Genomic DNA, 22,541 nt, shown 5'->3' on the forward strand with positions numbered 1-22,541 from the left:
CGTCGCGCAGAAGCGCCCGGTGAGGTCTGAGTCACTGCGCCGAACCCGCTAAAGTATTCCGGTGAGATGCAGGTTATAGACCTGCATCACAAGGAAGTTCTAAAGGGGTTATTTTGCACGAACGTATTCACCACCGGGCATTTGCTGATCGCTTGATGAGCGCCGAGCAGGCTGCCGAGTTCATCAAGCCGGGCATGACCGTAGCCATGAGCGGCTTTACCGGTGCTGGATACCCGAAGGCAGTGCCCGGGGCATTGGCCGCGCAGATGGAGCGCCAGCACGCTGCCGGCAAGGACTTCAAGATCAACGTGCTGACCGGCGCTTCCACCGCCCCTGAACTGGATGGCGTGCTGGCCAAGGCCGAGGGCATGAACCTGCGCCTGCCGTACATGTCCGACCCCGAGCTGCGCCGCCGGATCAACGACGGCAACATGGAATACATGGACATCCACCTGTCCCATGTGGCACAGCACGCCTGGTTCGGCTTCTACGGCAAGATCGATCTGGCCATCGTCGAGGTTGTCGGCGTCACTGCCGAGGGAGCGTTGATCCCTTCCAGCTCGGTAGGCAACAACAAGACCTGGCTGGAAATGGCCGACAAGGTCATTATCGAGGTCAACAGCCAGCAGTCAGCGGCCATGGAAGGCATGCACGACGTCTACTACGGCACCGCGCTCCCACCGCACCGCAAGCCGATCGACCTGAGAACCGTGCGCGACCGCATCGGACAGCAGTACATGGACGTCGACGTGAACAAGATCGTCGCCGTCGTGGAAACCGACGCACCTGACCGCCTGAGCCCCTTCGCGCCAGTGGACGAGACCAGCGAGAAGATCGCGGATCACCTGCTGACCTTCCTTGATTCCGAGATCCGCGCCGGACGCCTGTCCGAGAAGCTGCTGCCTCTGCAGTCGGGCGTGGGCAATATCGCCAACGCCGTGCTGGCCGGCCTGTCCCGCGGCGGCTACAAGGGCCTGACCGCCTACACCGAGGTCATCCAGGACGGCATGCTGGAGCTGATCAAGGACGGCACCATCGAGTTCGCCTCCGCCACCAGCTTCTCGCTGTCCTCGGAGGGCATCGAGGAATTCAACCGCAACGTCGACCACTACCGCAAGCGCATCCTGCTGCGCGCCCAGGAGATCTCCAACCACCCGGAGATTATCCGCCGCCTGGGCTGCATTGCGCTGAACGGCATGATCGAAGCCGACATCTACGGCAACGTGAACTCCACCAACGTGCTCGGCTCGCACGTGATGAACGGCATCGGCGGTTCGGGCGACTTCGCCCGCAACGGCTACCTGTCGGTGTTCATGTCCCCATCCACCGCCAAGGGCGGCAAGATCTCCGGCATCGTTCCGATGGCCTCCCACGTGGATCACACTGAGCACGACACCATGATCCTGATTACGGAGCAGGGCCTGGCCGACCTGCGCGGGCATTCTCCCAAGCAGCGTGCGCAGACTGTCATCGACAATTGCGCCCACCCGGAGTACCGCCCGATGCTGCAGGACTACTTCGACCGCGCCTGCAAGGAGAGCTACGGCAAGCACACCCCGCACCTGCTGGGCGAGGCGCTGTCCTGGCATGAGCGCTTCCGGCAGACCGGAGACATGCGCCCGGCCAACTAGGCTGGACTGGATCAGATGGCGGAGGGCCGGCACCATGGTTCCGGCCCTCCGTCATTTCCATGGGATCCGGCCGCAGGGACGCCTTGGCGGAGATTATCCAGTGGGTGACTGCGGAACGAGCTTGATGCCCAGGATCTGGTCATCCTGCGGGGTCGGGTTGCCGCGGCCGTCGGTATTGCTGGTCAAGACCAGCAGGTCCCCATTCTCGGACAGCAAGGCATCGCGCAGCCTCCCATGCTCTCCCTCCAGCAATTCTGATTGGCTATCGGGTGAATCCAGGCTGACGCTGCGCAGGAGCGCTCCGCGCAGGTTTGCCAGGTACAAGGTATCGTCGACAATCGCGATGCCGCTAGGGCTCGCCTCGGACGGCGCCCACTGCGCGATCGGATCAGTGTACTGATCCGTTGTGCCGCCGGATCCCTCGACCAGCGGCCAGCCGTAATTGCCTCCGGCCTCGATGATGTTCAACTCGTCCCAGGTGTTCTGCCCGAACTCGCTGGCATACATGGTCCCGTCCGAGCTCCACGCCATGCCCTGCACATTGCGGTGCCCGTAGCTGTAGACATAGGTTCCTGAGAATGGATTATCGTCCGGGATGCTGCCATCCGGTGCCATGCGCAGTATCTTGCCGCCCAATTGCTGGAGGTCCTGGGCCTGCTGGGGGTCCGCCGCGTCCCCGACGGAGGCATAGAGCATGCCATCGGGCCCGACTGCGAGCCGCCCGCCATTGTGGATGCTCGCCGACGGCAAGGCGGAGAGCAGCGTGCGCGGTGCCGAGAGCGAAAGGCTTCCCGTGGTGCCCTGCACGGTGAACTGCTGGATGCGGTTGCCTGATTCCGTGGTGGAGTAGGCGTACAGCTGATCGGGGGCGAGGAAGGCCAAGCCGAGCAACCCGCCTTCGCCCTGGGCTGCCACGCCATCGACCCGAGCGACTTCCTGATGCTGCCCGGAATCCAGGATTTCCACGATGCGTCCCGAATCCCGTTCGCTGACCAGCAAGCTGTCTTGGGCGTAGACCATTGACCAGGGGGCTTCCAGACCGGTGGCCAGGGGAGCGGGCGTGCTGGCAGGCTGGTCGCTGGCGGTCGGTGCAGCGCACCCATTGAGCAGGAGCATGCCAACCAGCGTCCAAGGAAAGAGGATGCGAGGCATGGTGCTGCTAGCTGTGTGCTGGTTGATGGCGCGTCGGACGATAGGTCAACTCCTGGATCCGGCCGTCCAGCAGCTTGGAATCGACAAGTTCCAGGTCATAGTCGTCCACCCCGCCAAGTACAGGAGCTGAGCCGCTGTGCCCGGTCAGCACGGGGAAGATGGTCACCTGGATGAAATCGACCAGGCCTGCCGCGAGCAGGGAATGGTTCATGGCGAGAGAACCGTGGGAGCGCAGCGGCACATCCGAGGTTTCCTTCAGCCGCGCGACGACTTCCAGTGCATCAGCGCGCTCCAGTGTGGGGTTGGGCCAGTTCAGAGGCTCTTCCAAGGTGGTGGAGATGACTGTGGCGGGCTTGTCGTGCAAGGCTACGCCCCACGCGTCTTCCACCTCGGGATTCATTTCGATTTCTTCCCAGAAGCGGCTGAAGAGGCGGAAGGTGTTGGCTCCGAAGACTACTCGGCATGCTGGCGTATACAGTTCGAGCCGATGGGCCAGCAGTTCCGGCCCTTGCTTTCCCCAATAGCCGCCCCAATCGCTTCCGGCACTGCCGAAGCCATCAAGGCTGCTGAACACATCGAAGGTATAGGTCGCGCTCATGGCGAACCTCCTGGAGCTCGGGCGTTAGATGCCACCTACCGTACGCAGGTGCTCGCAGAGGGAAAAGCAGTGACGAGGGATTCTCAGGGAACCGTTATGGACCCTGGACCACGGTGACCACGACGGATAGCAGTTGCACAACCAGCAGGCCGAAAGCCAGCGAGATGAGCGCCCATCCAAAGCTCTTCTTCAACGCAGCCACGATGCCTCCCAATAAGCCAAAGGCAGTGGGCAGGAGGAACATCCAGAGTGGTTTTGCCGTCCCCGTGTCTGCCCAGTCAATGAGGGCCAGGGCAGAAGCAAGCGCCAATCCCATCATTACCCAAGTCCATAGCGGACATTTGCCGACGAGTATATTTGCGGAGACCTTCAATTGCGCACCTTCTTCCCGCCTTTGACAGTACTGCATCTGTGGATTACGGGCGCACTACATGAAATGCACGCTCACTGTGCTGGCCATGATGCGCATCTTATGAATCTTCTGCTTGACGTCATTCCTTGGGCAAGTCCACATTCTGGGTTCGCAGTTGGCCACGGGAGAGCTGCTTGCCGGTGGCTTCATCGGTGATGATGACCTCCCAGAGCTGCTGGGTGCGACCTTGGAACAGCGCAGTGGCGACCACCTGGACCCGAGCCCCGGTGGATGGGCGCAGGAAGTCGGTCGCGTTGTGCACGCCGACGGCGAATTGCCCGCGTTCTGCCACCGCATAGCTGGCGCCGACCGACCCTGCGCTCTCGATCATCGAGGCGTACACGCCGCCATGGACCACGCCCCACGGAGTGTGGTGGTTCTCGTCCAATTGCGCGTGGGCACGTACTTCAGTGGCAGTGATTTCATCGAATTCCAATCCGATGCTTGCGCTGAATCGGCTGGTCTTGTCGGGAATCCGTGGTGCTGGCTTATCCAATTAGTGATCCTCGGGCTATTTCGTCGTGCTGTCTTCGAGCGCCTGGGCGCGCAGAACATTCTTCTGCACCTTACCAGTGGAAGTGCGCGGCAGATCCTGCGGGAAGACGATGGTGCGCGGCACCTTGAATCCGGCGAGCTTTTCGCGGGCGAAGCCAATCAGGGTTTCGGCATCCAGGGTGGATCCGCTGGCGCGGATGACATAAGCCACCGGGCGCTCGCCCCATTTCTCGTCGGCGACGCCGATGACTGCAAGGTCCAGCACTTCTGGGTGCGATGCGAGGGCCTGTTCCACCTCGATGGTGGAGATGTTCTCGCCGCCGGAAATGATGATGTCCTTGGCCCGGTCGCGCACCTGGATGTAGCCGTCCGGGTGCATGACGCCGAGGTCGCCGGTGTGGAACCAGCCGCCATGGAAAGCTTGGGCGGTGGCGGCTTCGTCGCGGTAGTAGCCGATCATGACGTTATTGCCGCGCAGCACGATTTCGCCCATGGTCTGCCCGTCCGCCGGGACATCGTCCATGTTCTCGTCGACAATGCGCGCGGACTCGGCGGTGATCATGCCAACGCCCTGGCGGGCGAGCTTCGCTGCCCGGGCCGGCCCATCGAGCTCATCCCACTCATCCTGGTATTCGCACACCGTGTACGGCCCATAGACTTCGGTCAGGCCGTACACGTGGACTACTTCGATGCCCAGATTCTGCAGCTTGGAGATGATGGCCGGGGATGGCGGAGCGCCAGCGGTGGTGATCCGCAATGGCGCATCAAGCTGGTGGGCGCGGGTGGAGTCGGCGATGATGGAGCAAACGGTCGGGGCGCCGCACAGGTGCGTGGTCCCCAGATTCTCGATGGCGTCCCAGACGGCATCCTCGCGCACGCCGCGCAGGCACAGGTGGGTTCCTCCTGCTGCGGTGACGGCCCAGGGAGTGCACCATCCATTGCAGTGGAACATCGGCAGGGTCCACAGGTAGCGGGTCTTGGCGGTGAAGCCCTGGTGGTGTGCTTCGCCCAAGGAATTCAGGTAGCTGCCGCGGTGCGAGTAGAGCACGCCCTTCGGCTTGCCGGTGGTGCCCGACGTGTAGTTGAGGGTGATCGGCGCCCGCTCGTCGGCTATGGCATAGGGAAGCTTCTCATCCGAGGCTTCCGCCAGCAGCTCGTCCAAGGTGGCGTCCACTTGCACTTCGGGACGCGGTCCGGAGTACTGGTCATCGGTGATTTCGATGAGCGCCTCCAGCGTCGGGTTCTCCCGGCGCAGGGTCTTCGTATTCTCCAGCAGCTCGGTGTCGGCAAGCATCAGCTTGGCAGCCGAATGATCAATGATGTACTGCAGCTCGTGGTCCGAAAGGCGGGTATTCAGGGCAATGAGGACGCCGCCAGCCAGCGGCACGGCGTAATGCGCCATGAGCATTTCGGGAGTATTCGGTGCCAGCACGGCCACGCGGTCGCCCGGCTCAATACGCGCCTTCAGCGCCTGGGCAAAGCGGTGCACGCGTGCTTCGAGTTCCGCGTAGGTGTAGCTGCGAGTTCCATGGATGACGGCGGTCTTCTTCGGATAGGCCTCGGTTGTGCGCTCAAGGAAACGCAGCGGGGTCAGTTCTGAATGGTTTGCCTGAATCTCTACCATGGTGTGGCTATTCCTCAATCGTCAGCGATGGTTACGGAGAACAATAAGCAGGAGTGTGACTCAACGCACTCCATGATCAATAGTGTCATGAACCTCAGCGTCATGCGGAGAAACCAAGTTTCATTTCGGTGAGCGGTAGTGAATTCGCGACAGGCCTCCGGTTCCACGGGTAGAGCCGGGTCTTCCGCTGCAACGTGACCGGAGAAGGTCCGTAATGAAAGTTGCGTCGAAGGTCTCGGGCAAGGTGGATGTGGCGAATAAAAGACTGCTAAAAGGTTCATTTCAAGGCATTGGATCGAACGTTTCGTTGAATATTGCGATTTGCGAAGCAAAATGTTTGACGCGTGTTCGACATGAGCCATATCGTTTTAAACAGAATCAAGAGCATCAGCTATAAGCCCTGGCTTGCTGATCGGCAACCCTCTCAACGGTAGTGGGGTGCTCCAGGTGAGGATTCGGTTCCACGCAAAAACGTGCTGGAACAAGTACCGCACACGGCGCGGAACTCCAACGCTGGCGGCTTCGAGAATCAAGAAGCTCCGGCGTGCGGATTATTGCGCGGTGGGCAAGACCCGAAGGAATCGAGCCATGTCATTGAATCTTGAACTTGACCCGTTGACCCTGCGCAAGGTTTTCGCTCAGCATCCGTCAGGCGTAGCCGCCCTCTGTGCAGAACTGGATGGCGAGAAAACCGGCATTGTGGCTTCGTCATTTACCGTGGGTGTTTCCCTCGAGCCAGCACTGGTGATGTTCGCCGTGCAGAAATCCTCGAATACGTGGCCAAAGCTGCGCAACGCTGGCCGCATCGGCGTTTCGGTGCTCAGCGAACGCAATGAAGGAGTATGCGCTCAGATCGCGTCGAAGAACGGCGACCGATTCCGCGGGATCGACACCTATTCCTCGGAACAGGGCGCACTGTTCATTAACGACTCCACGCTGTGGCTGGAAACCTCGATTTACAACGAGGTCGAAGCGGGGGATCACTGGGTGATCTTGATGGAAGTCCACGGGCACCGCATCTCGAAGCACTCGCCGCAGATCTTCCACGATTCGCGCTTCCATTCACTGCCGGTTCCCGAGCTCGTCTAAGCTCTTCTGAACTTCCAAAGCTTCGGCCAGATCAACATATCGATCTGGCCGAAGCTTTTTTGATTTCGAGGCCTGCGGAATCACTTGATCCCTGTGCCAATCGGAAAATTAGGCGCGATGCCTGTTGATCTCCGGGCACCCCGGCAGCAACCCTGGACTACATGCAGCCCATGCACTGCGGGCAAGTTCGACGTGTAATTGCACTTCCACTGCAGCTGATTGCCGAGGTAAATCGGTGGCAGTGGGCCAAGAGCCCAGTTACGGCTTCAAATTCACGCAACGCCACCTCGGCGACATCAAGTTATCCACGGCCCTGAGCGGTGAAATTCTTGTCGGTTGTGAACTACTTCGGGCTCGGAGCCTTGATAGCGAACATTAATCCGTGGTGACTAAGGGTTTTGCAAAATCAACAGTATCCACAGTGTTATCCACAAAACTGTGGATGAAGTATGGGGAAATGTGAACAAAGGAGCGAAAACCCCGGAAACTGGGCGATTATGGGTGTTGATAACTTCGATGTGGTTGACGTGACCTTCAATGAATTAACTTTCTTTCCACAAGTGTGAAAATACAAACAGCCTAGTCAATCGATGTTACCGGTGTGTAGAGTGGGGTAATCCACAGGGTTCTCCCCAGACTGTGAACAGGGGAGTCCACAGGTAGCGGTGTGTTATCCACATATTCTGTGGATAATGAGGTTTACGCCTGTTAATAACAGCCCTAGTGTTGGCTTCGGGAGAGAAATATCCACAGGCGCTTTACAGCTAAATGTCCGTATCGACTGACATGATGAAGCGTTGCCATGAGGGCAAGGAGAATTTTCCCAGCGGGTCAATAGGGGATGGAAGTGTCTGCAATGAGTGCTGAGCCGGTTTACGAAGGACGGGAATCCGACGCAGGGCGCAAGCCGCCACAGGATATCGAGGCCGAAATGTCGGTGCTCGGCGGCATGATGCTTTCCAAGGATGCGATTGCCGACGTCGTTGAATCCATCCGCGGCACCGACTTCTACCGTCCCTCCCACGAATCCATCTACGAGGCAATCGTTGACCTCTACGGCCGCGGCGAGCCAGCCGATGCGGTCACCGTAGCCGACTTGCTGACCAAGCGCGGCGAAATCTCGCGCGTGGGTGGCGCTGCCTACCTGCACAACCTCATCCAGCAGGTTCCCACTGCGGCGAATGCCGGGTACTACGCAGAAATAGTGCGCGAACGCGCAGTGCTGCGCCGGCTGGTTGACGCCGGTACGCGCATCGTCCAGATGGGCTACTCGCCGGATGGCGAGGTCGACGCAATCGTCAACGAAGCCCAGGCCGAGGTGTACAAGGTTGCCGAGAACCGCAGCAGCGAGGACTACGTGCGCCTCTCGGACATCATCGAAGACACCGTCGACGAGATCGAGAACGCGGCCAACGCGGGCGACGGCATCACCGGCGTGCCCACCGGCTTCTACGAATTCGACGAGCTGACCCAGGGCCTGAAGGGCGGCCAGATGATCATCATCGCTGCCCGTCCCGCCGTCGGCAAGTCGACCTTCGCGCTGGACTTCGCCCGTTCGGCTGCCATCAAGCACAACATGGCCACCGTGTTCTTCTCCCTGGAAATGGGCCGCAACGAAATTGCGATGCGCCTGCTCTCGGCCGAAGCGTCTATCCAGCTGCAGGACCTGCGCAAGGGCTCGGTGGAAGATGCGCAGTGGACCAAGATCGCCACGACCATGGGCCGGCTCAACGAAGCCCCGCTGTTCATCGACGATTCGCCGAACATGTCCATGATGGAAATCCGCGCCAAGTGCCGCCGGCTCAAGCAGCGCAACGAGCTGCGCATGATCATCCTCGACTACCTGCAGCTGATGAGCTCGGGCAAGCGCGTGGAATCGCGCCAGCAGGAAGTCTCGGAGTTCTCGCGTAACCTCAAGCTACTGGCCAAGGAGCTCGACGTGCCGCTGATCGCGCTGTCGCAGCTGAACCGCGGATCCGAGCAGCGCACCGACAAGCGGCCCATGGTCTCGGACCTGCGTGAATCGGGTTCGATCGAGCAGGACGCCGACATGGTCATCCTGCTGCACCGAGACGACGTGTACGACAAGGAAAACCGTCCGGGCGAGGCCGACGTGATCATCGCGAAGCACCGTGCAGGTCCAACCAAGACCATCACCGTGGCATTCCAGGGCCACTACTCGCGCTTCAACAACATGTCCAACGAGGGTTAGTCCAGTCAGAACTGATATGGCACCTACTAAGCCAGCTCATTGCTGGCTATAGTGGGCGCCATGTTCGCTTCGTTGCAGGCTTTGCTGTGGGGCACCGTGGCCGGATCCGCCCTGCTGCTGGGTTCCGGTGCTGCCTGGTGGTTGAAGATCCCCAAGGTCTGGGTCAGCGCCATCATGGCTTTCGGCGCTGGGGTCCTGATCAGCGCACTGGCCTTCGAACTGGTGCTCGAAGCCTATGGCACCGGCGGCCTTGGTGCGACACTGGGCGGCGTGATCGTGGGCGCTGCCTTGTACTTCGGTGCGAACCGGCTGCTGGCCTGGCGGACCGGAAAGCGGCAGGCGCAGCGCGCAGGCGAGCAGGAATCATCAGGATCAGCGCTCGCTGTCGGTGCGCTCATCGACGGCATTCCCGAATCCGTGGCCCTGGGACTGACCGTCGTCGCCAGCGCAAGCATTAATCCGGCAATGCTGATCGCCATTTTCATTTCCAATGTCCCCGAGGGGCTGGCGAGCACCGCCCAGATGAAAGCGTCCGGGAAGAAGGGATCCTCGATCGCGTTGCTCTGGGGCGCCATCGCCATCTCCTGCGGGATCGCGGCCTTCCTCGGGGCGCTGCTGCTGGAATCCATGCCCGGCGAGGTGCTGGCCTTCGCCACCGCCGTCGCTGCCGGAGGCATCTTGACGATGATCGCTGACACCATGGTTCCCGAAGCCTACAAGGTGGAGCACGACTACACCGGATTGCTGGTGACCTCTGGCTTCCTCGCGGCGTTCAGCCTGCACGTGATCGGCGGCTAGTCGAAACCTGAGATCATGGATGCATGCCCCTGAACCGCAGCAGCCAATCAACCGAGCGCGCCGAGTCCACCATCTATGCTCCGCAGTATCTTGCCACCACCCTTGGCATGTTCGTGCTCGTCTTCCTGGTCGCCTTCGAATCCATGGCCGTGACGACGGTGATGCCTCTGGTCAGCGAGCTGTTGGACGGTGAACGCTACTTTGCGTTGGCCTTTGCCGCGCCGATCGCCAGCGGCATGCTGGGGATGGTGGCCGCCGGAGAAGTCACCGACCGTTGGGGGCCGAAGCACCCGCTGTTCATCGCCGTTGCCGTATTCTGCGTTGGCCTGCTGATCTGCGGTTCGGCCGAGAACATGCAGGCCCTGATTGCCGGGCGCATCCTGCAGGGAGTCGGCGGCGGCGCGATCACCGTCGCCATCTATGTGCTCATTGCCCGGGTGTACCCCGGGCACCTGCACTCGAAGATCTTCGCCCTGTTCGCTACCGCTTGGGTGATTCCGGCGATGATCGGCCCCTGGATGGCGGGCCTGATTGCGGTGCACCTCGGTTGGCGCTGGGTGTTCTCCGGCGTGGCGGTGCTGGTGGTTCTCGCGTTTTGCGGGGTCGTGCCGGCATTGAAGTCTCTGAGCTCGACGCGCAATCCTGACCTGGGGCCGATTTCCGCCAAGCGGCTGGTGCTGGCTGGCCTGACCGGGGTGGCTGTCATCTGCATGAACCTGCTCGGAAATACGCAGGGCCGCTGGTCCCTGCTCGGGTTGATCCTGGCGCTGGCGGTGGCCCTGGCCGCGGTTCGCCCGCTGCTGCCCAAGGGCACATTCAGCTTGGCCAGGGGACTGCCGTCCACCATCATGACCCGCATCTTCGTGGCCGGTGCCTTCTTCGGCGTGGAAGTCTACCTGCCCTACCTGCTGCGCGAGGATTACCACTTGGGCCCCGACCGGGCCGGCCTGATCCTGACGGCGTCGGCACTGTGCTGGTCGGTGGGCTCATGGCTGCAGGGAAAGCTGGGGGAGAAGGTGGAATCCTCCACCTGCATCACCGTGGGGGCGATTGCCGGCTGCGTGGCGATTTCAACCGCATTGGCTACAGCGGTCTTCCATCCGCCGGTGCTCGTGCTGGTCTGCGGATGGGCTGTGGGCGGCTTCGGCATGGGCATGATCTTCCCGAGGCAAAACGTGAACATGCTGGCCCTGTCCGCCAAGGACGAGCAGGGATTCAACTCATCGGCAATGACCGTGGCCGACTCCCTGGGCAATGCCGGGGTCACTGCCATCGGTGGGGTCATCTTCGCAATGGCCGCCACCGGCATGGGGTTCATCTCGGTATTCAGCTTCAGCCTCTTGCTGGTGCTCGTCCTGATCGCGATCTCGCCGCGCACCAAAGCTGTTGCGCGGCCGGCAGCCTGACTACGCTGGGGTCATGGGCACCGAGCTTCCGAAAACCAGCAACCCCGCGGCCAGGGCCTTCGAGCACGCCGGCATCACCAGCCTCGAGCAGGCGGGGCAGGCCGGCGCCGCGGCGCTGCTCGCACTGCACGGCGTGGGTCCGAAAGCCATCCGCCTCCTGAGCGAAGAGCTGGCCGCGCGAGGCCTGGAGATGAATCCTTGAACTGCCCGGCTCAGCCGCGCGGCAGGATCTCCAGATGGTGCTTTTCCGGTTCCACCAGATGCTTCGCGTACTCGGTGTGCTTGGCAACGTAGGCCTTCACGTACGGGCAGACCGGAACAATCCTGGCGCCGCTGGCGATGGTGTTCTCCAGCGCGAATTTCACCATGATGCCGGCCAGCCCTTGCCCGCCATATTCCTCATCCACGGTGGTGTGGAAGAAAATCCGCTCGACTCCTTCTGAACCGTCGAAATCGCGGTAGTGCGCCGCGCCGATCATCTTCCCGTCATCATCGAGGGCGAAACGCTGGCGCTCGGGCAGGAAAACTGGCTTGATATCGCTCATGGAAAGCTCCTTGGTGGCTAGGCTGGGTTCACCCGCGGGCGAAGGCGAACGGTAGGAAGCGCCGGGGCCGGCAGGGCTGCCGGGGTATCAGGCGGGAATGGCCCGAAGCGGTCCTCGGAGGCGTCCCCGGGCTCCGCCCCGATTTCGGCTTGCCACTGCGCGCGGAAGGCGAGGACTTCCTCATGGGTGCGGCCCACGAAGTTCCACCACATCAGGATGTCTTCCTTCAGCGGTTCACCGCCGATGAGCAGCGCCAGCACCGGCTGGTCGCCGGACCTCAGGTGCAGGGTCTTGCACCCAGCCTGCACGAATCCCAGATCGCGCGGGGCGAGCTCATGGCCGTTGACTTCGAGGCTGCCGGAGTCCAAAAGGATCCCGTGCTCATGGTGCTCGGGAACCACGACGTGGATTTCGGTATTCGGCTCGAGGCGCAATTCCGCGCCGCCGAGCTCGGTGTGGGTCTTCACCGGGGAGGCGGAAGATTGCCCAGCTACCGCGTAGGTTCCCAGGAATACCGATAGCGACCAGCCCTCGGCAGCCAGCGGTTCCGGGCGGTAGTTCTCGAAGGTATGCTCCATGTCCCGCGCATGATCGGGCAGCGCGGTCCATAGCTGGGCGCCGTGGAGGATGGTGGTGTCCTCGGTGAGGATCTCCGAATGGCTGATTCCGTGGCCGGCGGTCATCAGGTTGACCTCGCCCGGGCGCACGGTTGCCTTGAAGCCGGCAGAATCCATGTGGTTGATCTCGCCGGTGAAGAGCCAGGAGACGGTCTGTAATCCGGTATGCGGGTGCCGGGGCACGTTCATCCCGCCGGTGACCTTGACGTCGTCCGGACCGTAATGGTCAAGGAAGCACCAGGCGCCAATCAGGCTGCGCTGCTTTTGCGGCAGCGTGCGGAAGACAGTCATGGCCCGCGGGCCGCCCAGCGGCACTTCGCGTGGCTCGAGGATTTCAACCTCTGCCCCGGAACGCAGTGCATGGCAGTCGATCTCCTGCGGACTCTGCTCGAGATTGCTCATAGGCCAAGGCTATTCACTGCGGCCCGTTTTGACTACTCGCTCCGCTATTTTCCATGTCGCCGGAAGCCATGCCTTTCCGGTGCGCGGGCTTGGGCCCGGCAGCGCAGTTTTCGGCCGGGGTACGATCGATGCAGTGGTATTAGGCGTCTTTCAAGGAGCTTGCAGCAACGTGGACAGTGCAATTCTTCGCGACGAAGATCTTCTCAAGCTGGAAAAGCAGGTCTGCTTCGGCCTGGCCGTAGCCTCGCGCTCGGTGATCTCGGCGTACAAGCCCGTGCTGGATCCGCTGGGGCTGACTCATCCGCAGTACCTGGTGATGCTGGCCCTCTGGGAGCTGGGACCGACGAGTGCCAGTGCCCTCAGCGGGCACCTGCATCTGGACCCGGGAACACTCTCGCCGCTGGTCAAGCGGCTGGAGGCTGCCGGGCTGGTAGCCAAGACGAAAAACCCGGACGATGAGCGGGCAGTGGTTATCCAGCCCACCGAGAAGGGCGCAGCGCTGCGTGCCGAAGCGGTGAAGGTGCCCCGCGAGATGATGGCCCGGCTTGCCCTCTCGGAGAAGGATGTCCTGGAACTGCGCAGCATCCTGGACCGCATGATCGCCGCTGGTGCGAACGCTCCGAAGAGCTAGGCCCAATTTAGTTGGTGCACCAACTAATGACGTATGATTGATGCGCCAGCACTTGCACGTCAGATGACCGAAGAGGACGACGATCATGGATGAATCACCCCTGCCGATCATTTCCGATACCACCGGACTGAGCGTCGGCTACCGCATCTTCTGGCGCCTGAAGTACCTGGGATTGTCGATCTTCGGTCCCGCCGAGCGCCGCGTCCTGGCCAGCCCGCGCGAACGCATCAAATGGGATCGCGCCATGAAGGTCATGCGCGCCCATGAAGCCGCCGGAACCCTGCCGGATGAGCAAACGCTGTACACCGTGAGCCGCATGGAGCCCCGCCGCCCGCAAGGCTAGCCCGCGCAGCTGAGCCCGAAAGCGGGCCGCGATAGAATTGAACCCATGGAATCGATGACTGAGCTTGTAGTCGCCCGGCAGTTTTCCGCACCGAAGAACGCCGTCTGGGCTGCCTTTGTCGAACCGGAAATCATCGCCCAATGGTGGGGGCCGGAGGGCTGGCTGGTCGAGGAAGATTCTGTCGTCTTCGAAGCCAAGGTCGGCGGCCGGCATGAGCTGAACATGGTGCAGGCAGGGAACCCGGAAGCCAGGGTGCCGCTCAAGGCGGTGCTGACCGCCTTCGACGAGTACGAGTGCCTGGCCAGCGCCGACGGCCCGCACGAAATGACCTTGGACCTGGTAATCGAGACCCGCATCGAATTCAAGGAATTCGCCGGCCAGACTATGCTCACGCTGACCCAAACCCCCTTGCCGCATGAGGTGATCGAGTCCAGCACCCAGGCATGGCACTCGGCTTTCGCGAAGCTCGAAGCGCTGCTGGCAGAATACTTCTAGGCCCTACTGCGCAGCAGCGGAAGAAGCGGCGAAATAGCTGCGCACGCCGACCAGCTTCGCTGCCTTGCCGGCCGAGGCGAACCGCAGCACGTGGCTGAAGGGAGTTTCCCTGCCGCCACTGGTGAAGATCCCGTCCGCGCTGCCTTCGTTGCCGTGGGTGAGGATGCTCAAAAAGTGCACCTTGCTGGTCTCGGGGCGAGCTTGGACCCACTGTTCCACCGCGTCGCGTCCATGCAGGGCCTGCTCGCCCGGGAACTCCCACACCACATCTTCGGCAAGCCACTGGCGCAGTTCTGCCAGGTCCTTGCCGTGCAGCGCAGCCAGCAGCCCCATGATGATCTGATGGCGCGGGGCGTTGCCGCAGGTCGCCGGGGTCTCAACTTGCATGCCAGTTCCTCCTCGATGATGCCCGCGGCCTAGCCTCGCCCGATGTAGGGCATGCCGCCAGCGGTGATGGTGAATTGGTTGATGGACGTGCCCAATGGAACCCCGGCGATGTACGCAACGGCTTCAGCGGCTTCGGCCAGCGGGAAGGTCGGCTCGACGAGCCGATGTCCGCTGGGCTGCAAGGCTCCCTCGGTGGCGCCGAAATCATCGAGCAGGTCGCTGGCGGTGTTGCCGATATCGATCTGGGTGGCCCTGATCCGGTGCTCGCGCCCATCGAGTTCAAGGCATTTGGTCAGGCCGGCGATTCCGTGCTTGGTGACGGTATAGGCAACGGAGTTCACGCGCGGCACCTGCGCCGAAATCGACCCGTTGTTGATGATGCGTCCCCCGCCGTGCGCCCTGAAGTGGGTGAACGCCGCCCGGGCGGCGTTGATGGCTCCGGTGAGGTTGATCCGGCACACCTCATCCCACTGGGCAGGGTCCAGCTCGTCGATGGCTGCCGGGGGACCGAAGATCCCTGCATTATTGAACAGCACGTCGACCGATCCGAAACGCTCGGCGGCTGCGGCAAACAGTTGATCCACGGCCTGCGGATCACTGACATCGGTGGGGACCACCAGGGCGGAGCCATGTCCTTGCGCCGTCTCGTGCAGCTTCTGCGCGGTGCGCCCGGCGAGCACCACATTCCATCCCTGCTCCAGCAGCAGGCGGGCGGTGGTGCGGCCGATGCCTGATCCTGCACCGGTGATGACGATGGTGCGCGGGGCGTGCGGGGCGTTAGATGCTTGGGACATCAATTCTCCTTGCGGAAATCTCAACGGCATTAGGGTGAGGCGCGTGGTCCCATCCTAGGAATTCGGGCCGCGAAACCCCAGTTTTCTTCTGCATGTTGCGTCGCATCCCCGGCCGCGTTTCCCGGATCAGCCTGGCCGGCTACTAACCTTGAAGTGGCCGGTTCGCGCAATCCGGGCCGAATATCCCCGAAGGAGTCTTGTGTTCCTCGACGTGCTTTATGGCGTGCTGCCGCTGTTCTTCGTCATGCTCATCGGCTACGCCGCCAGCCATGCTCCCAAGTTCCCGGCCAGCGTGGAACCAGCACTGAACGTATTCGTCTTCTATGTCGCCCTGCCGGCCCTGCTCTACAAGGTGGTGGCCCGGGCGGACATCAGCGACGGCGTGCCATTCGCATTCCTGTGGATCAGCATCGTCTCGGCACTCGTGTTCGCGCTGATCAGCTGGCTGGCTTTCCGCTATCTGCTGCGCGCAGACCGGGCGCGGGCGCTCGCCGGCATGCTGGCCACCAGCTTTGGCAACGTCTCGTATCTGGGCATCCCGATCGTCCTGGGCGTGATGGGAACCGAAGCCGGTTTCGCGGCGGGCATGGGGCAACTGGTCCACAACATCATCTTCATGGTCGGGTTCCCCATCCTCGCCCAAATCGTCCTGCCCCACGCAGGCGGAGGAGAGCACAAGGCCAGTGCTGCGCGCATTGCCCGAACCGTGCGCAACGCCCTGGTCTGCAGCCCGGTCACCTGGGCGATGCTCGTCGGCGGGGCGGTAGCAATCTTCGCAGTGCCGGTGCCGCAGCCGGTGGACGACACCATCGACCTGGTGGCCGCCGCGGCTGCTCCGGGCGCGCTCTTCGTCATCGGCATGTCGCTGAAGCGGACCATTGACCGAGCACGTTCCAGGCGCCGGGCGCCGGCGGCCGCGGACGGTACCGCGCCAGCAGCCCGTTGGGCGAAAATTTCCATCGCCACCATGGTCGTGGGCAAGCTCGTGGCATTCCCCGTGCTGGTGGTGGCCATGCTGCTTGCCTTCGCCCCTGAGCTGGACCGCATCTGGTTCAATTCGGCGGTGCTCATGGCGGCCATGCCGGTGAGCGCGACCGCCTACATCATGGCGCAAAACGACACCGGGGATGGCGAACCGACTGCGGTAGCCATCGTCATCACCTGCGTCCTGTCGGTCATAGCATTGCCGGTGCTGGCGCAGTTGGCGCTGAAGTAGCCTTCCGCGCACTCCTTGACCTTTGCCCCGACCGGGGACAGGCTGGTAGCACCACATGCCAACCGGCGAGGAGCTTCCAGCCGCAGAGATGAGATGCAGGGATTAAATGAAGAAGTTTTCGCTGACCGCCATCGCCCGGGCCCAGCTGCGCGATGCCGAGAACGCCGGCAATGGCCGCGCCGCCAGCACGGTGTTCGGAGGCCATGAGCACACGCTGCGCCAAACTGTCATCGGGATCAAGGCCGGCACCGAGCTGCAGGAGCATGCGAATCCCGGCGAAGCGACACTGCTGGTCCTCGACGGAAGGGTCACCGTCTCATCGATGGGCAACCAGTGGGAGGGGCGCAGCCAGGATCTGATCGTGCTGCCCGAAGGGCGGCTGAAAATCAGCGCTACCGAGGATTCCAGCGTGCTGCTCACGGTGGCCAAGATCGATCGCTAGGCGGAAGCGAACTGCGGGCCAGCCCACGTCAATGGGCGGGGCCGGTTTCGGTAACGGCTCATGCCGCTGCATTCGCGTTTGCGGCGTCCCAGAGGACAAGGACGCGCGACCGCGAACCGGATTAAAAAAACGCAGAGGCCAGGTCCCGACGCCTCAGGGGTTGGCCTCTGCGTGGTCTTGAGGAGCGCCTAGCGCCCTTGGTGCTGGCCGAACAGGCGGCTGAACAGCGAGGGGACCTCGCGGGTGATCCGCGGCTGGCGGGCGATATCGGGATCCAGGCCTTCGATAGGCTGGAACAGCCCGGTGCGCAACGCGTCGGTGGTGGCAACGAGGCGCTGGCCCTCCGGTGAGCAGTTGATCTTGCCAGTGTTGATAGCGGTCATTGCGACCCTCCTTCGCGATTCTCTATTTCCATAATATGGAAATTATGTTTTGTCTTACGAAACCATTATGTGCACCATGGTGGATTGTTGGCAATAGCTGGGCGCAAAATTTTCTATCCGCAATGCGGAAAACTTTCATAAGTCACACTTGTTAAAGATTTTCCGGCTTTGACTTGACGGCGACGCTGTGAGGTGGATTACAGTGGTGGCACAAGGTTCCACGAAACCAGCATCGAGTCGAAGCCGAAGTCTCCTTCGGTGGTAAGGGTGTTCAGCCAAGGTCCGTGGAAAGAACGACCGTTTGAAAAGAGCTGATCACCCGATGCGACTAGACGTATTCAATCAATTGCCCGCAGCCGAGGCGGCAGATGTCCTGCGCCCCTGCGTGGATGTCGACCGCTGGATCGATGCACTTGTTTCCGCCCGTCCTTTCAACAGCTTCGATGAGCTTTCCAGCTATGCGCTGCAGGACGTCGCCCCCTTCAACCGCGAGGAAATCGCCGCCGCCTTGGCGCACCACCCGCGCATCGGCGAACAAGGGCAGGGCAGCAGCAAGGAAGCCGAGCTCTCGCGTGGCGAACAGGCAGGCCTGGACTTTGATGGCGATGTCACCTCACGCCTGGCCGAGGCCAACAAGGCCTACGAGCAGCGCTTCAACCGGGTCTTCCTCATCCGCGCCGCTGGCCGCAGCTCCGAAGAAATCCTCGCCGAATGCGAACGCCGGCTGGCCAATGGCGAGCAGGAAGAATTTCTTGAGGTTGCCGAGCAGCTGCGCCAGATCGCGCTGCTGCGGCTGCAGAACGCGGTGGACAACTAAGCCAATGCCCGGGGTGCACACCCCGCGCATTTACCGACCCCTTATCCCTCCGACAGCCAGGAGATGAACATGGCAGATGGCAACGGCGAACGCAGCCACATCACCACCCACATACTCGACACCGGGACCGGGAGGCCTGCCTCCGGTGTCAAGGCCACGCTGGAAGCCAAGGCGGCATCCGGCTGGCAAGAAATCGGTTCAGGTTCCACGGATGCCGATGGCCGCATCAAGAACCTCGGACCGGTACAGGTTGAAGCCGGCCGCTACCGGATTTCCTTTGAAACCGGCGGCTACTTCGGGAAGCAGGGAACGGAAAGCTTCTTCCCCGCGGTAAGCATCGATTTCTTCGTTAATGACGTCGACGAGCACTACCACGTACCTCTTCTTATCAGCCCGTTTGCATATTCCACGTACCGAGGGAGTTAGAACCATGACTACCGAAATCACCGCCCCGGCAGACACCAAGATCGTGCTGGGCTCCAACCAGTACGGCAAGGCCGAAGTCCGCCTGGTCAAGATCACCCGCGACACGGTTCGCCACCAGATCCAGGATCTGAACGTCACCAGCCAGCTGCACGGCGACTTCACCGCCGCGCACCAGGATGGCGACAATGGCCGCGTTGTCGCCACCGACACCCAGAAGAACACCGTCTATGGCTTGGCCCGCAACGGCGTGGGTGCCATCGAGGAGTTCCTGGTGCAGCTTGGCAAGCACTTCACCGGGGAATTCGATTGGATCACCGGTGGCCGCTGGGCAGCCCAGCAGTTCTTCTGGGACCGCATCAACGACCACGACCACGCCTTCTCGCAGAACAAGTCCGAGGTCCGCACCGCCGTGCTGGAAATCGGCGCCGACGGCAAGAAATCGATCGTTGCAGGCCTGGAAGACCTCACCGTGCTGAAGTCCACGGGCAGCGAATTCCACGGCTTCCCGCGGGACAAGTACACGACCCTGAAGGAAACCACCGACCGCATCCTGGCCACCGACGTGACCGCGCGCTGGCGCTACACCGAGCAGGCCATCGCCGAGGGCATCGACTTCGACGCGGTCTACACCTCGGTGCGCCAGCTGCTGCTGACCCGCTTCGCCGACACCCACTCGTACGCGCTGCAGCAGACCATGTTCCAGATGGGGCAGGCCGTGCTCGAAGCGCATCCGGAAATTGCCGAGATCAAGATGTCGCTGCCGAACAAGCACCACTTCCTGGTGGACCTCGAGGTCTTCGGCCAGGACAACCCGAATGAGGTCTTCTTCGCGGCTGACCGCCCGTACGGACTGATCGAAGCGACGATCACCCGAGAAGGCACCGAGGCGAATCACCCGATCTGGGCAAATATTCCGGCATTTATCTAAACGAACAGCGTTGAAGGTGTGCCGGTGCTGGCACACCGGCACACCTTTGGCAGCGACTGACGTAGGAGGTCAGCCTTGAGCGCTACACAAGATGAATCTATCAAAGGCAATCGTCCCGAGGACATCAAGCTTCCGCTGGGGAAGTCCTTTGCCTATGGCTTGCAGCATGTCCTGACGATGTACGGGGGAATCATCGCCCCGCCGCTGATCATCGGCAACGCCGCAGGGCTGGCTCCGGACGAGATCGGCCTGCTGGTCGCCTGCTGCCTGTTTGTCGGCGGGCTGGCCACCATCCTGCAAACCGTGGGCATCCCGTTCTTCGGTGCGCAGCTGCCGCTGGTCCAGGGCACCTCCTTCGCCTCCGTGGCCACCATGGTGGCCATCGTCAATGGCGGCGGCGGCATCCAGGCTGTCTTCGGCGCCGTGCTCGTCGCTGCGCTGATCGGCTTCCTCATCGCACCGTTCTTCGCCCGCATCATCAGATTCTTCCCGCCGGTAGTGACCGGCGTAGTCATCACGATGATCGGCATCTCGCTGACCCCGGTCGCGGCCAACTGGGCCATGGGCGGGGACGCCAAGGCCGAGGGCTACGGGTCGCTGGCCAACATCGGCCTGGCCGCCGGAACGCTGCTGGTGGTCCTCCTGCTCTCCAAGGTCGGCAATGCCGCGATCTCCCGCATGTCGATCCTGCTGGCAATCGTGCTGGGCACGGTCGCCGCGGCACTGCTGGGCATGGCAGATTTCTCGCAGGTCGGCCACGGCGCCATCTTCGCCTTCCCGCAGCCGCTGGCCTTCGGCATGCCGGTCTTCGAAATCGGCGGCATCATCTCGATGACCATCGTGGTGCTGGTGATCCTCACCGAAACCACCGCCGACATCCTCGCAGTGGGCGAGATTGCCGGCTCGAAGGTGGATTCCAAGCGCATCGCCGACGGCCTGCGCGCCGACATGGCTTCCTCCGCGGTGGCCCCGATCTTCAACACCTTCACCCAGTCGGCCTTCGCGCAGAACGTCGGTTTGGTGGCCATCACCGGAATCACCAGCCGCTTCGTGGTCGCTGCCGGCGGCGGCATCCTCGTGGTGCTCGGCTTGCTGCCGATCCTCGGCCGCGTGGTCGCGGCCATCCCCACCCCGGTGCTCGGCGGTGCGGGCATCGTGCTCTTCGGCACCGTTGCCGCCTCCGGAATCCGGACCCTGTCCAAGGTGAAGTACGACGGCATGAACCTGGTGATTGTCGCCGCCTCGATTGCCTTCGGCTGCATCCCGATCGTGAAGCCCGACTTCTATGCAGGATTCCCCAGCTGGTTCGAGACGATCTTCCACTCCGGAATTTCCTCGGCAGCCGTGATGGCCGTACTGCTGAACCTGCTGTTCAACGAGCTCAAGTTCGGAAACACGAAGAATGCATCAGTCTTCTCGGCAGCTCCGCCGCGGATGGTCAAGACCGAGGAGATCTGCGGACTGCTCGAGGGCGACCACTACGTGGGCGGCAAGCTCATCGACAAGGAAGGCTACGAGATTCCTGTAGTCACGCCCGATGAATTCGAGCAGATCCAGACAGGGGCCATCGAGATGCCTGTACCCAGGCTTGCCGGGAGCCCGGAACGCTAAGCCGGAGCAGGCAGAGCCCGAACAGGACAAGAACGACCGCGACGAGATGGACAAGGATCCATCCTGAGCGAGGCGAACGCCCGCAGGCCCGAGAGCCTGCGGGCGTTCGCCCGTGGTGGGCTCAAGACCTCGTTGGATTGGTCCACAGCAGTGCGCCTAGCGCTGGGAACCTCCTACGCCCGAGCCAGGCGACCAGGACTCGGTTCCGGGCGTCCTGCATTGAGTTTCTTCTCAACGGCGCGTATCGCCGACTGCGTGCACGAGGCGGTGACCGCCGCAGCCGAGGCGTCTAGTGCAGCGGCTGGCAGCAGGTAGGCTGCGTTTTCCGCGCCGATGAGCAGGGCCACCAGGATGCCTGCAGGAATGCAGAGGAGCGCCGCCGTTGCGGTGGCTGTTGGAACCAGCCGCTGCATGACGCCTGCGGAGCTTCGATGATGACGGAAGGCGAGCACTGCATAGACCCCGCCAGCAACCAGCAGCCCGTGCAGCGCCCCGAAGGGCAGGCCGTACATGAATGCGATGGTCGCATAGCCTGCAGGCCCAGGGAGTTCGAGAGCGGTGACGCATATGGCGGCCACCAGGATGCCGGCTGCTGTTCCGCGCACCAAGAGTGGAAACAGGAGTTCCGAGGGATGCGTCAGTTGAAGGCGGTTCATAGGCCCAGATTAGGCCATCGCATGGCGTTGATCTGCATTCGCCGACCAGGTCCTGCCATCTTCGGACAATGGCGGGCCTATCTTTAATGGCACGATTGCAGAATCAATATTGCTCTGCAGGCTCACCTGCATCGCCAGCCTGTGTTGGGATGGGACCACCTCCATTTAGATGACACATGACCTGCGCCACGCGGCTAGTGTGAATACAGTTTCCTGTTCCCCAACCGGCACATGCTGGCCGCGTGGCTGCGGTTCAAAGTCCACCGGATGAATCATGGAGCCTGTCAGGTGGATGATGTAAGTCCCCACTTAATTGAAAGAAAGAGACTAGGAAAAACACGATATGACTATCCTGAAAGACCAGGCTACTAACAAACAGTAATACCCAATTTTCTAAGTGCAGGATAAAATTCGTCTCGATACTCGCGTCG

25 protein-coding genes and 1 riboswitch are annotated in these 22,541 nt (G+C 62.1%); of the genes, 15 read left to right on the forward strand and 10 right to left on the reverse strand.

Annotation, left to right across the window (positions count from 1 at the left end; genetic code table 11):
• The first annotated feature begins 113 nt into the window (after window positions 1–113).
• Complete coding sequence (locus EKH49_RS11175) at window positions 114–1,631, forward strand: acetyl-CoA hydrolase/transferase family protein (protein WP_201739598.1); 1,518 nt, start codon at window positions 114–116, stop codon at window positions 1,629–1,631.
• Window positions 1,632–1,724: 93 nt separating this feature from the next.
• Here the strand turns inward: EKH49_RS11175 and EKH49_RS11180 are convergent, their stop codons facing one another.
• The 4 genes from EKH49_RS11180 to EKH49_RS11200 form a co-directional block, all read right to left on the reverse strand.
• Entirely contained in the window at window positions 1,725–2,783 is a 1,059-nt protein-coding gene (locus EKH49_RS11180) for a PQQ-dependent sugar dehydrogenase (RefSeq protein ID WP_128470892.1), read from the reverse strand.
• A gap of 7 nt (window positions 2,784–2,790) precedes the next feature.
• Window positions 2,791–3,381 carry a dihydrofolate reductase family protein gene (locus EKH49_RS11185; protein WP_121867705.1) on the reverse strand — a complete coding sequence of 197 codons (591 nt, stop codon included), beginning with the start codon at window positions 3,379–3,381 and terminating at the stop codon, window positions 2,791–2,793.
• Between the two features lie 491 nt (window positions 3,382–3,872).
• The gene (locus EKH49_RS11195) at window positions 3,873–4,289 is read right to left on the reverse strand and encodes a PaaI family thioesterase (RefSeq protein WP_121867704.1); all 417 of its coding nucleotides are present in this window, start codon (window positions 4,287–4,289) and stop codon (window positions 3,873–3,875) included.
• 15 nt (window positions 4,290–4,304) lie between these two features.
• Window positions 4,305–5,912: a long-chain-fatty-acid--CoA ligase gene (locus tag EKH49_RS11200; protein ID WP_128470893.1), complete on the reverse strand. Its 1,608-nt coding sequence runs from the start codon at window positions 5,910–5,912 to the stop codon at window positions 4,305–4,307.
• A gap of 376 nt (window positions 5,913–6,288) precedes the next feature.
• Window positions 6,289–6,406, forward strand: a riboswitch (SAM riboswitch).
• Between the two features lie 94 nt (window positions 6,407–6,500).
• Between EKH49_RS11200 and EKH49_RS11205 the strand changes: the two genes are divergently transcribed.
• The 5 genes from EKH49_RS11205 to EKH49_RS11225 all read left to right on the forward strand — a co-directional run bounded on the left by EKH49_RS11205 (window position 6,501) and on the right by EKH49_RS11225 (window position 11,619).
• Window positions 6,501–7,001, forward strand: a complete 501-nt coding sequence (locus tag EKH49_RS11205) for a flavin reductase family protein (protein WP_128470894.1) — start codon at window positions 6,501–6,503, stop codon at window positions 6,999–7,001.
• A gap of 856 nt (window positions 7,002–7,857) precedes the next feature.
• Window positions 7,858–9,213 carry a replicative DNA helicase gene (gene dnaB, locus EKH49_RS11210; protein ID WP_038992790.1) on the forward strand — a complete coding sequence of 452 codons (1,356 nt, stop codon included), beginning with the start codon at window positions 7,858–7,860 and terminating at the stop codon, window positions 9,211–9,213.
• A gap of 60 nt (window positions 9,214–9,273) precedes the next feature.
• The gene (locus tag EKH49_RS11215) at window positions 9,274–10,011 is read left to right on the forward strand and encodes a ZIP family metal transporter (protein ID WP_128470895.1); all 738 of its coding nucleotides are present in this window, start codon (window positions 9,274–9,276) and stop codon (window positions 10,009–10,011) included.
• A gap of 23 nt (window positions 10,012–10,034) precedes the next feature.
• Window positions 10,035–11,417, forward strand: a complete 1,383-nt coding sequence (locus tag EKH49_RS11220) for an MFS transporter (RefSeq protein WP_128470896.1) — start codon at window positions 10,035–10,037, stop codon at window positions 11,415–11,417.
• Between the two features lie 13 nt (window positions 11,418–11,430).
• Window positions 11,431–11,619, forward strand: a complete 189-nt coding sequence (locus EKH49_RS11225) for a DNA-binding protein (RefSeq protein ID WP_128470897.1) — start codon at window positions 11,431–11,433, stop codon at window positions 11,617–11,619.
• 10 nt (window positions 11,620–11,629) lie between these two features.
• Here EKH49_RS11225 and EKH49_RS11230 read toward each other — a convergent pair whose 3' ends face one another.
• Together EKH49_RS11230 and EKH49_RS11235 are read right to left on the reverse strand one after the other, a co-directional pair.
• On the reverse strand, window positions 11,630–11,962 hold the full coding sequence (locus EKH49_RS11230) for a GNAT family N-acetyltransferase (RefSeq protein WP_121867700.1): 333 nt from the start codon (window positions 11,960–11,962) through the stop codon (window positions 11,630–11,632).
• Window positions 11,963–11,979: 17 nt separating this feature from the next.
• Window positions 11,980–12,981: a pirin family protein gene (locus tag EKH49_RS11235; RefSeq protein WP_128470898.1), complete on the reverse strand. Its 1,002-nt coding sequence runs from the start codon at window positions 12,979–12,981 to the stop codon at window positions 11,980–11,982.
• Window positions 12,982–13,150: 169 nt separating this feature from the next.
• On the opposite strand from EKH49_RS11235, the gene EKH49_RS11240 reads away from it, so the two are divergent.
• The 3 genes from EKH49_RS11240 to EKH49_RS11250 all read left to right on the forward strand — a co-directional run bounded on the left by EKH49_RS11240 (window position 13,151) and on the right by EKH49_RS11250 (window position 14,450).
• Window positions 13,151–13,612: a MarR family winged helix-turn-helix transcriptional regulator gene (locus EKH49_RS11240; protein WP_128470899.1), complete on the forward strand. Its 462-nt coding sequence runs from the start codon at window positions 13,151–13,153 to the stop codon at window positions 13,610–13,612.
• An 85-nt stretch (window positions 13,613–13,697) separates the two neighbouring features.
• A complete protein-coding gene (locus EKH49_RS11245; protein WP_052253948.1) occupies window positions 13,698–13,955 on the forward strand; it encodes a hypothetical protein in 258 nt (85 codons plus the stop codon).
• Window positions 13,956–14,000: 45 nt separating this feature from the next.
• Entirely contained in the window at window positions 14,001–14,450 is a 450-nt protein-coding gene (locus EKH49_RS11250; protein WP_038992801.1) for an SRPBCC family protein, read from the forward strand.
• A 3-nt stretch (window positions 14,451–14,453) separates the two neighbouring features.
• Here EKH49_RS11250 and EKH49_RS11255 read toward each other — a convergent pair whose 3' ends face one another.
• Both EKH49_RS11255 and EKH49_RS11260 read right to left on the reverse strand, forming a co-directional pair.
• Window positions 14,454–14,837 (reverse strand): nuclear transport factor 2 family protein, encoded by a 384-nt coding sequence (locus tag EKH49_RS11255; RefSeq protein WP_128470900.1) that lies wholly within the window; start codon window positions 14,835–14,837, stop codon window positions 14,454–14,456.
• A 29-nt stretch (window positions 14,838–14,866) separates the two neighbouring features.
• A complete protein-coding gene (locus EKH49_RS11260) occupies window positions 14,867–15,631 on the reverse strand; it encodes an SDR family oxidoreductase (protein WP_128470901.1) in 765 nt (254 codons plus the stop codon).
• Between the two features lie 199 nt (window positions 15,632–15,830).
• Between EKH49_RS11260 and EKH49_RS11265 the strand changes: the two genes are divergently transcribed.
• The gene (locus EKH49_RS11265) at window positions 15,831–16,847 is read left to right on the forward strand and encodes an AEC family transporter (protein WP_121867698.1); all 1,017 of its coding nucleotides are present in this window, start codon (window positions 15,831–15,833) and stop codon (window positions 16,845–16,847) included.
• 106 nt (window positions 16,848–16,953) lie between these two features.
• Window positions 16,954–17,289, forward strand: coding sequence for a LuxR family transcriptional regulator (locus tag EKH49_RS11270; protein WP_128470902.1), 336 nt, complete (start codon window positions 16,954–16,956; stop codon window positions 17,287–17,289).
• Between the two features lie 188 nt (window positions 17,290–17,477).
• Here EKH49_RS11270 and EKH49_RS11275 read toward each other — a convergent pair whose 3' ends face one another.
• A complete protein-coding gene (locus EKH49_RS11275; protein ID WP_066142901.1) occupies window positions 17,478–17,672 on the reverse strand; it encodes a hypothetical protein in 195 nt (64 codons plus the stop codon).
• A gap of 322 nt (window positions 17,673–17,994) precedes the next feature.
• On the opposite strand from EKH49_RS11275, the gene uraD reads away from it, so the two are divergent.
• The 4 genes from uraD to EKH49_RS11295 all read left to right on the forward strand — a co-directional run bounded on the left by uraD (window position 17,995) and on the right by EKH49_RS11295 (window position 21,454).
• Window positions 17,995–18,489, forward strand: coding sequence for a 2-oxo-4-hydroxy-4-carboxy-5-ureidoimidazoline decarboxylase (gene uraD, locus EKH49_RS11280; RefSeq protein ID WP_128470903.1), 495 nt, complete (start codon window positions 17,995–17,997; stop codon window positions 18,487–18,489).
• Between the two features lie 69 nt (window positions 18,490–18,558).
• The gene (gene uraH, locus EKH49_RS11285) at window positions 18,559–18,915 is read left to right on the forward strand and encodes a hydroxyisourate hydrolase (protein ID WP_128470904.1); all 357 of its coding nucleotides are present in this window, start codon (window positions 18,559–18,561) and stop codon (window positions 18,913–18,915) included.
• Between the two features lie 4 nt (window positions 18,916–18,919).
• A complete protein-coding gene (gene pucL / locus EKH49_RS11290) occupies window positions 18,920–19,843 on the forward strand; it encodes a factor-independent urate hydroxylase (protein WP_128470905.1) in 924 nt (307 codons plus the stop codon).
• 75 nt (window positions 19,844–19,918) lie between these two features.
• Complete coding sequence (locus EKH49_RS11295; RefSeq protein ID WP_128470906.1) at window positions 19,919–21,454, forward strand: nucleobase:cation symporter-2 family protein; 1,536 nt, start codon at window positions 19,919–19,921, stop codon at window positions 21,452–21,454.
• A 173-nt stretch (window positions 21,455–21,627) separates the two neighbouring features.
• On the opposite strand, the gene EKH49_RS11300 is transcribed toward EKH49_RS11295, so the two are convergent.
• Window positions 21,628–22,059, reverse strand: coding sequence for a hypothetical protein (locus EKH49_RS11300; protein WP_128470907.1), 432 nt, complete (start codon window positions 22,057–22,059; stop codon window positions 21,628–21,630).
• Window positions 22,060–22,541: the final 482 nt, after the last annotated feature.

It is taken from the genome of Glutamicibacter sp. HZAU, from assembly GCF_004100365.1.
Classification (GTDB): Bacteria; Actinomycetota; Actinomycetes; order Actinomycetales; family Micrococcaceae; genus Glutamicibacter; species Glutamicibacter nicotianae.

Excerpts from the sequence above, each read along its gene's own strand:
- EKH49_RS11180 (WP_128470892.1), bottom strand. The coding sequence starts at position 2,783 with ATGCCTCGCATCCTCTTTCCTTGGACGCTGGTTGGCATGCTCCTGCTC.
- EKH49_RS11185 (WP_121867705.1), bottom strand. The coding sequence starts at position 3,381 with ATGAGCGCGACCTATACCTTCGATGTGTTCAGCAGCCTTGATGGCTTC.
- EKH49_RS11200 (WP_128470893.1), bottom strand. The coding sequence starts at position 5,912 with ATGGTAGAGATTCAGGCAAACCATTCAGAACTGACCCCGCTGCGTTTC.
- EKH49_RS11205 (WP_128470894.1), top strand. The coding sequence starts at position 6,501 with ATGTCATTGAATCTTGAACTTGACCCGTTGACCCTGCGCAAGGTTTTC.
- dnaB (WP_038992790.1), top strand. The coding sequence starts at position 7,858 with ATGAGTGCTGAGCCGGTTTACGAAGGACGGGAATCCGACGCAGGGCGC.
- EKH49_RS11215 (WP_128470895.1), top strand. The coding sequence starts at position 9,274 with ATGTTCGCTTCGTTGCAGGCTTTGCTGTGGGGCACCGTGGCCGGATCC.
- EKH49_RS11220 (WP_128470896.1), top strand. The coding sequence starts at position 10,035 with ATGCCCCTGAACCGCAGCAGCCAATCAACCGAGCGCGCCGAGTCCACC.
- EKH49_RS11225 (WP_128470897.1), top strand. The coding sequence starts at position 11,431 with ATGGGCACCGAGCTTCCGAAAACCAGCAACCCCGCGGCCAGGGCCTTC.
- EKH49_RS11230 (WP_121867700.1), bottom strand. The coding sequence starts at position 11,962 with ATGAGCGATATCAAGCCAGTTTTCCTGCCCGAGCGCCAGCGTTTCGCC.
- EKH49_RS11235 (WP_128470898.1), bottom strand. The coding sequence starts at position 12,981 with ATGAGCAATCTCGAGCAGAGTCCGCAGGAGATCGACTGCCATGCACTG.
- EKH49_RS11245 (WP_052253948.1), top strand. The coding sequence starts at position 13,698 with ATGGATGAATCACCCCTGCCGATCATTTCCGATACCACCGGACTGAGC.
- EKH49_RS11250 (WP_038992801.1), top strand. The coding sequence starts at position 14,001 with ATGGAATCGATGACTGAGCTTGTAGTCGCCCGGCAGTTTTCCGCACCG.
- EKH49_RS11255 (WP_128470900.1), bottom strand. The coding sequence starts at position 14,837 with ATGCAAGTTGAGACCCCGGCGACCTGCGGCAACGCCCCGCGCCATCAG.
- EKH49_RS11260 (WP_128470901.1), bottom strand. The coding sequence starts at position 15,631 with ATGTCCCAAGCATCTAACGCCCCGCACGCCCCGCGCACCATCGTCATC.
- EKH49_RS11270 (WP_128470902.1), top strand. The coding sequence starts at position 16,954 with ATGAAGAAGTTTTCGCTGACCGCCATCGCCCGGGCCCAGCTGCGCGAT.
- EKH49_RS11275 (WP_066142901.1), bottom strand. The coding sequence starts at position 17,672 with ATGACCGCTATCAACACTGGCAAGATCAACTGCTCACCGGAGGGCCAG.
- uraD (WP_128470903.1), top strand. The coding sequence starts at position 17,995 with ATGCGACTAGACGTATTCAATCAATTGCCCGCAGCCGAGGCGGCAGAT.
- uraH (WP_128470904.1), top strand. The coding sequence starts at position 18,559 with ATGGCAGATGGCAACGGCGAACGCAGCCACATCACCACCCACATACTC.
- pucL (WP_128470905.1), top strand. The coding sequence starts at position 18,920 with ATGACTACCGAAATCACCGCCCCGGCAGACACCAAGATCGTGCTGGGC.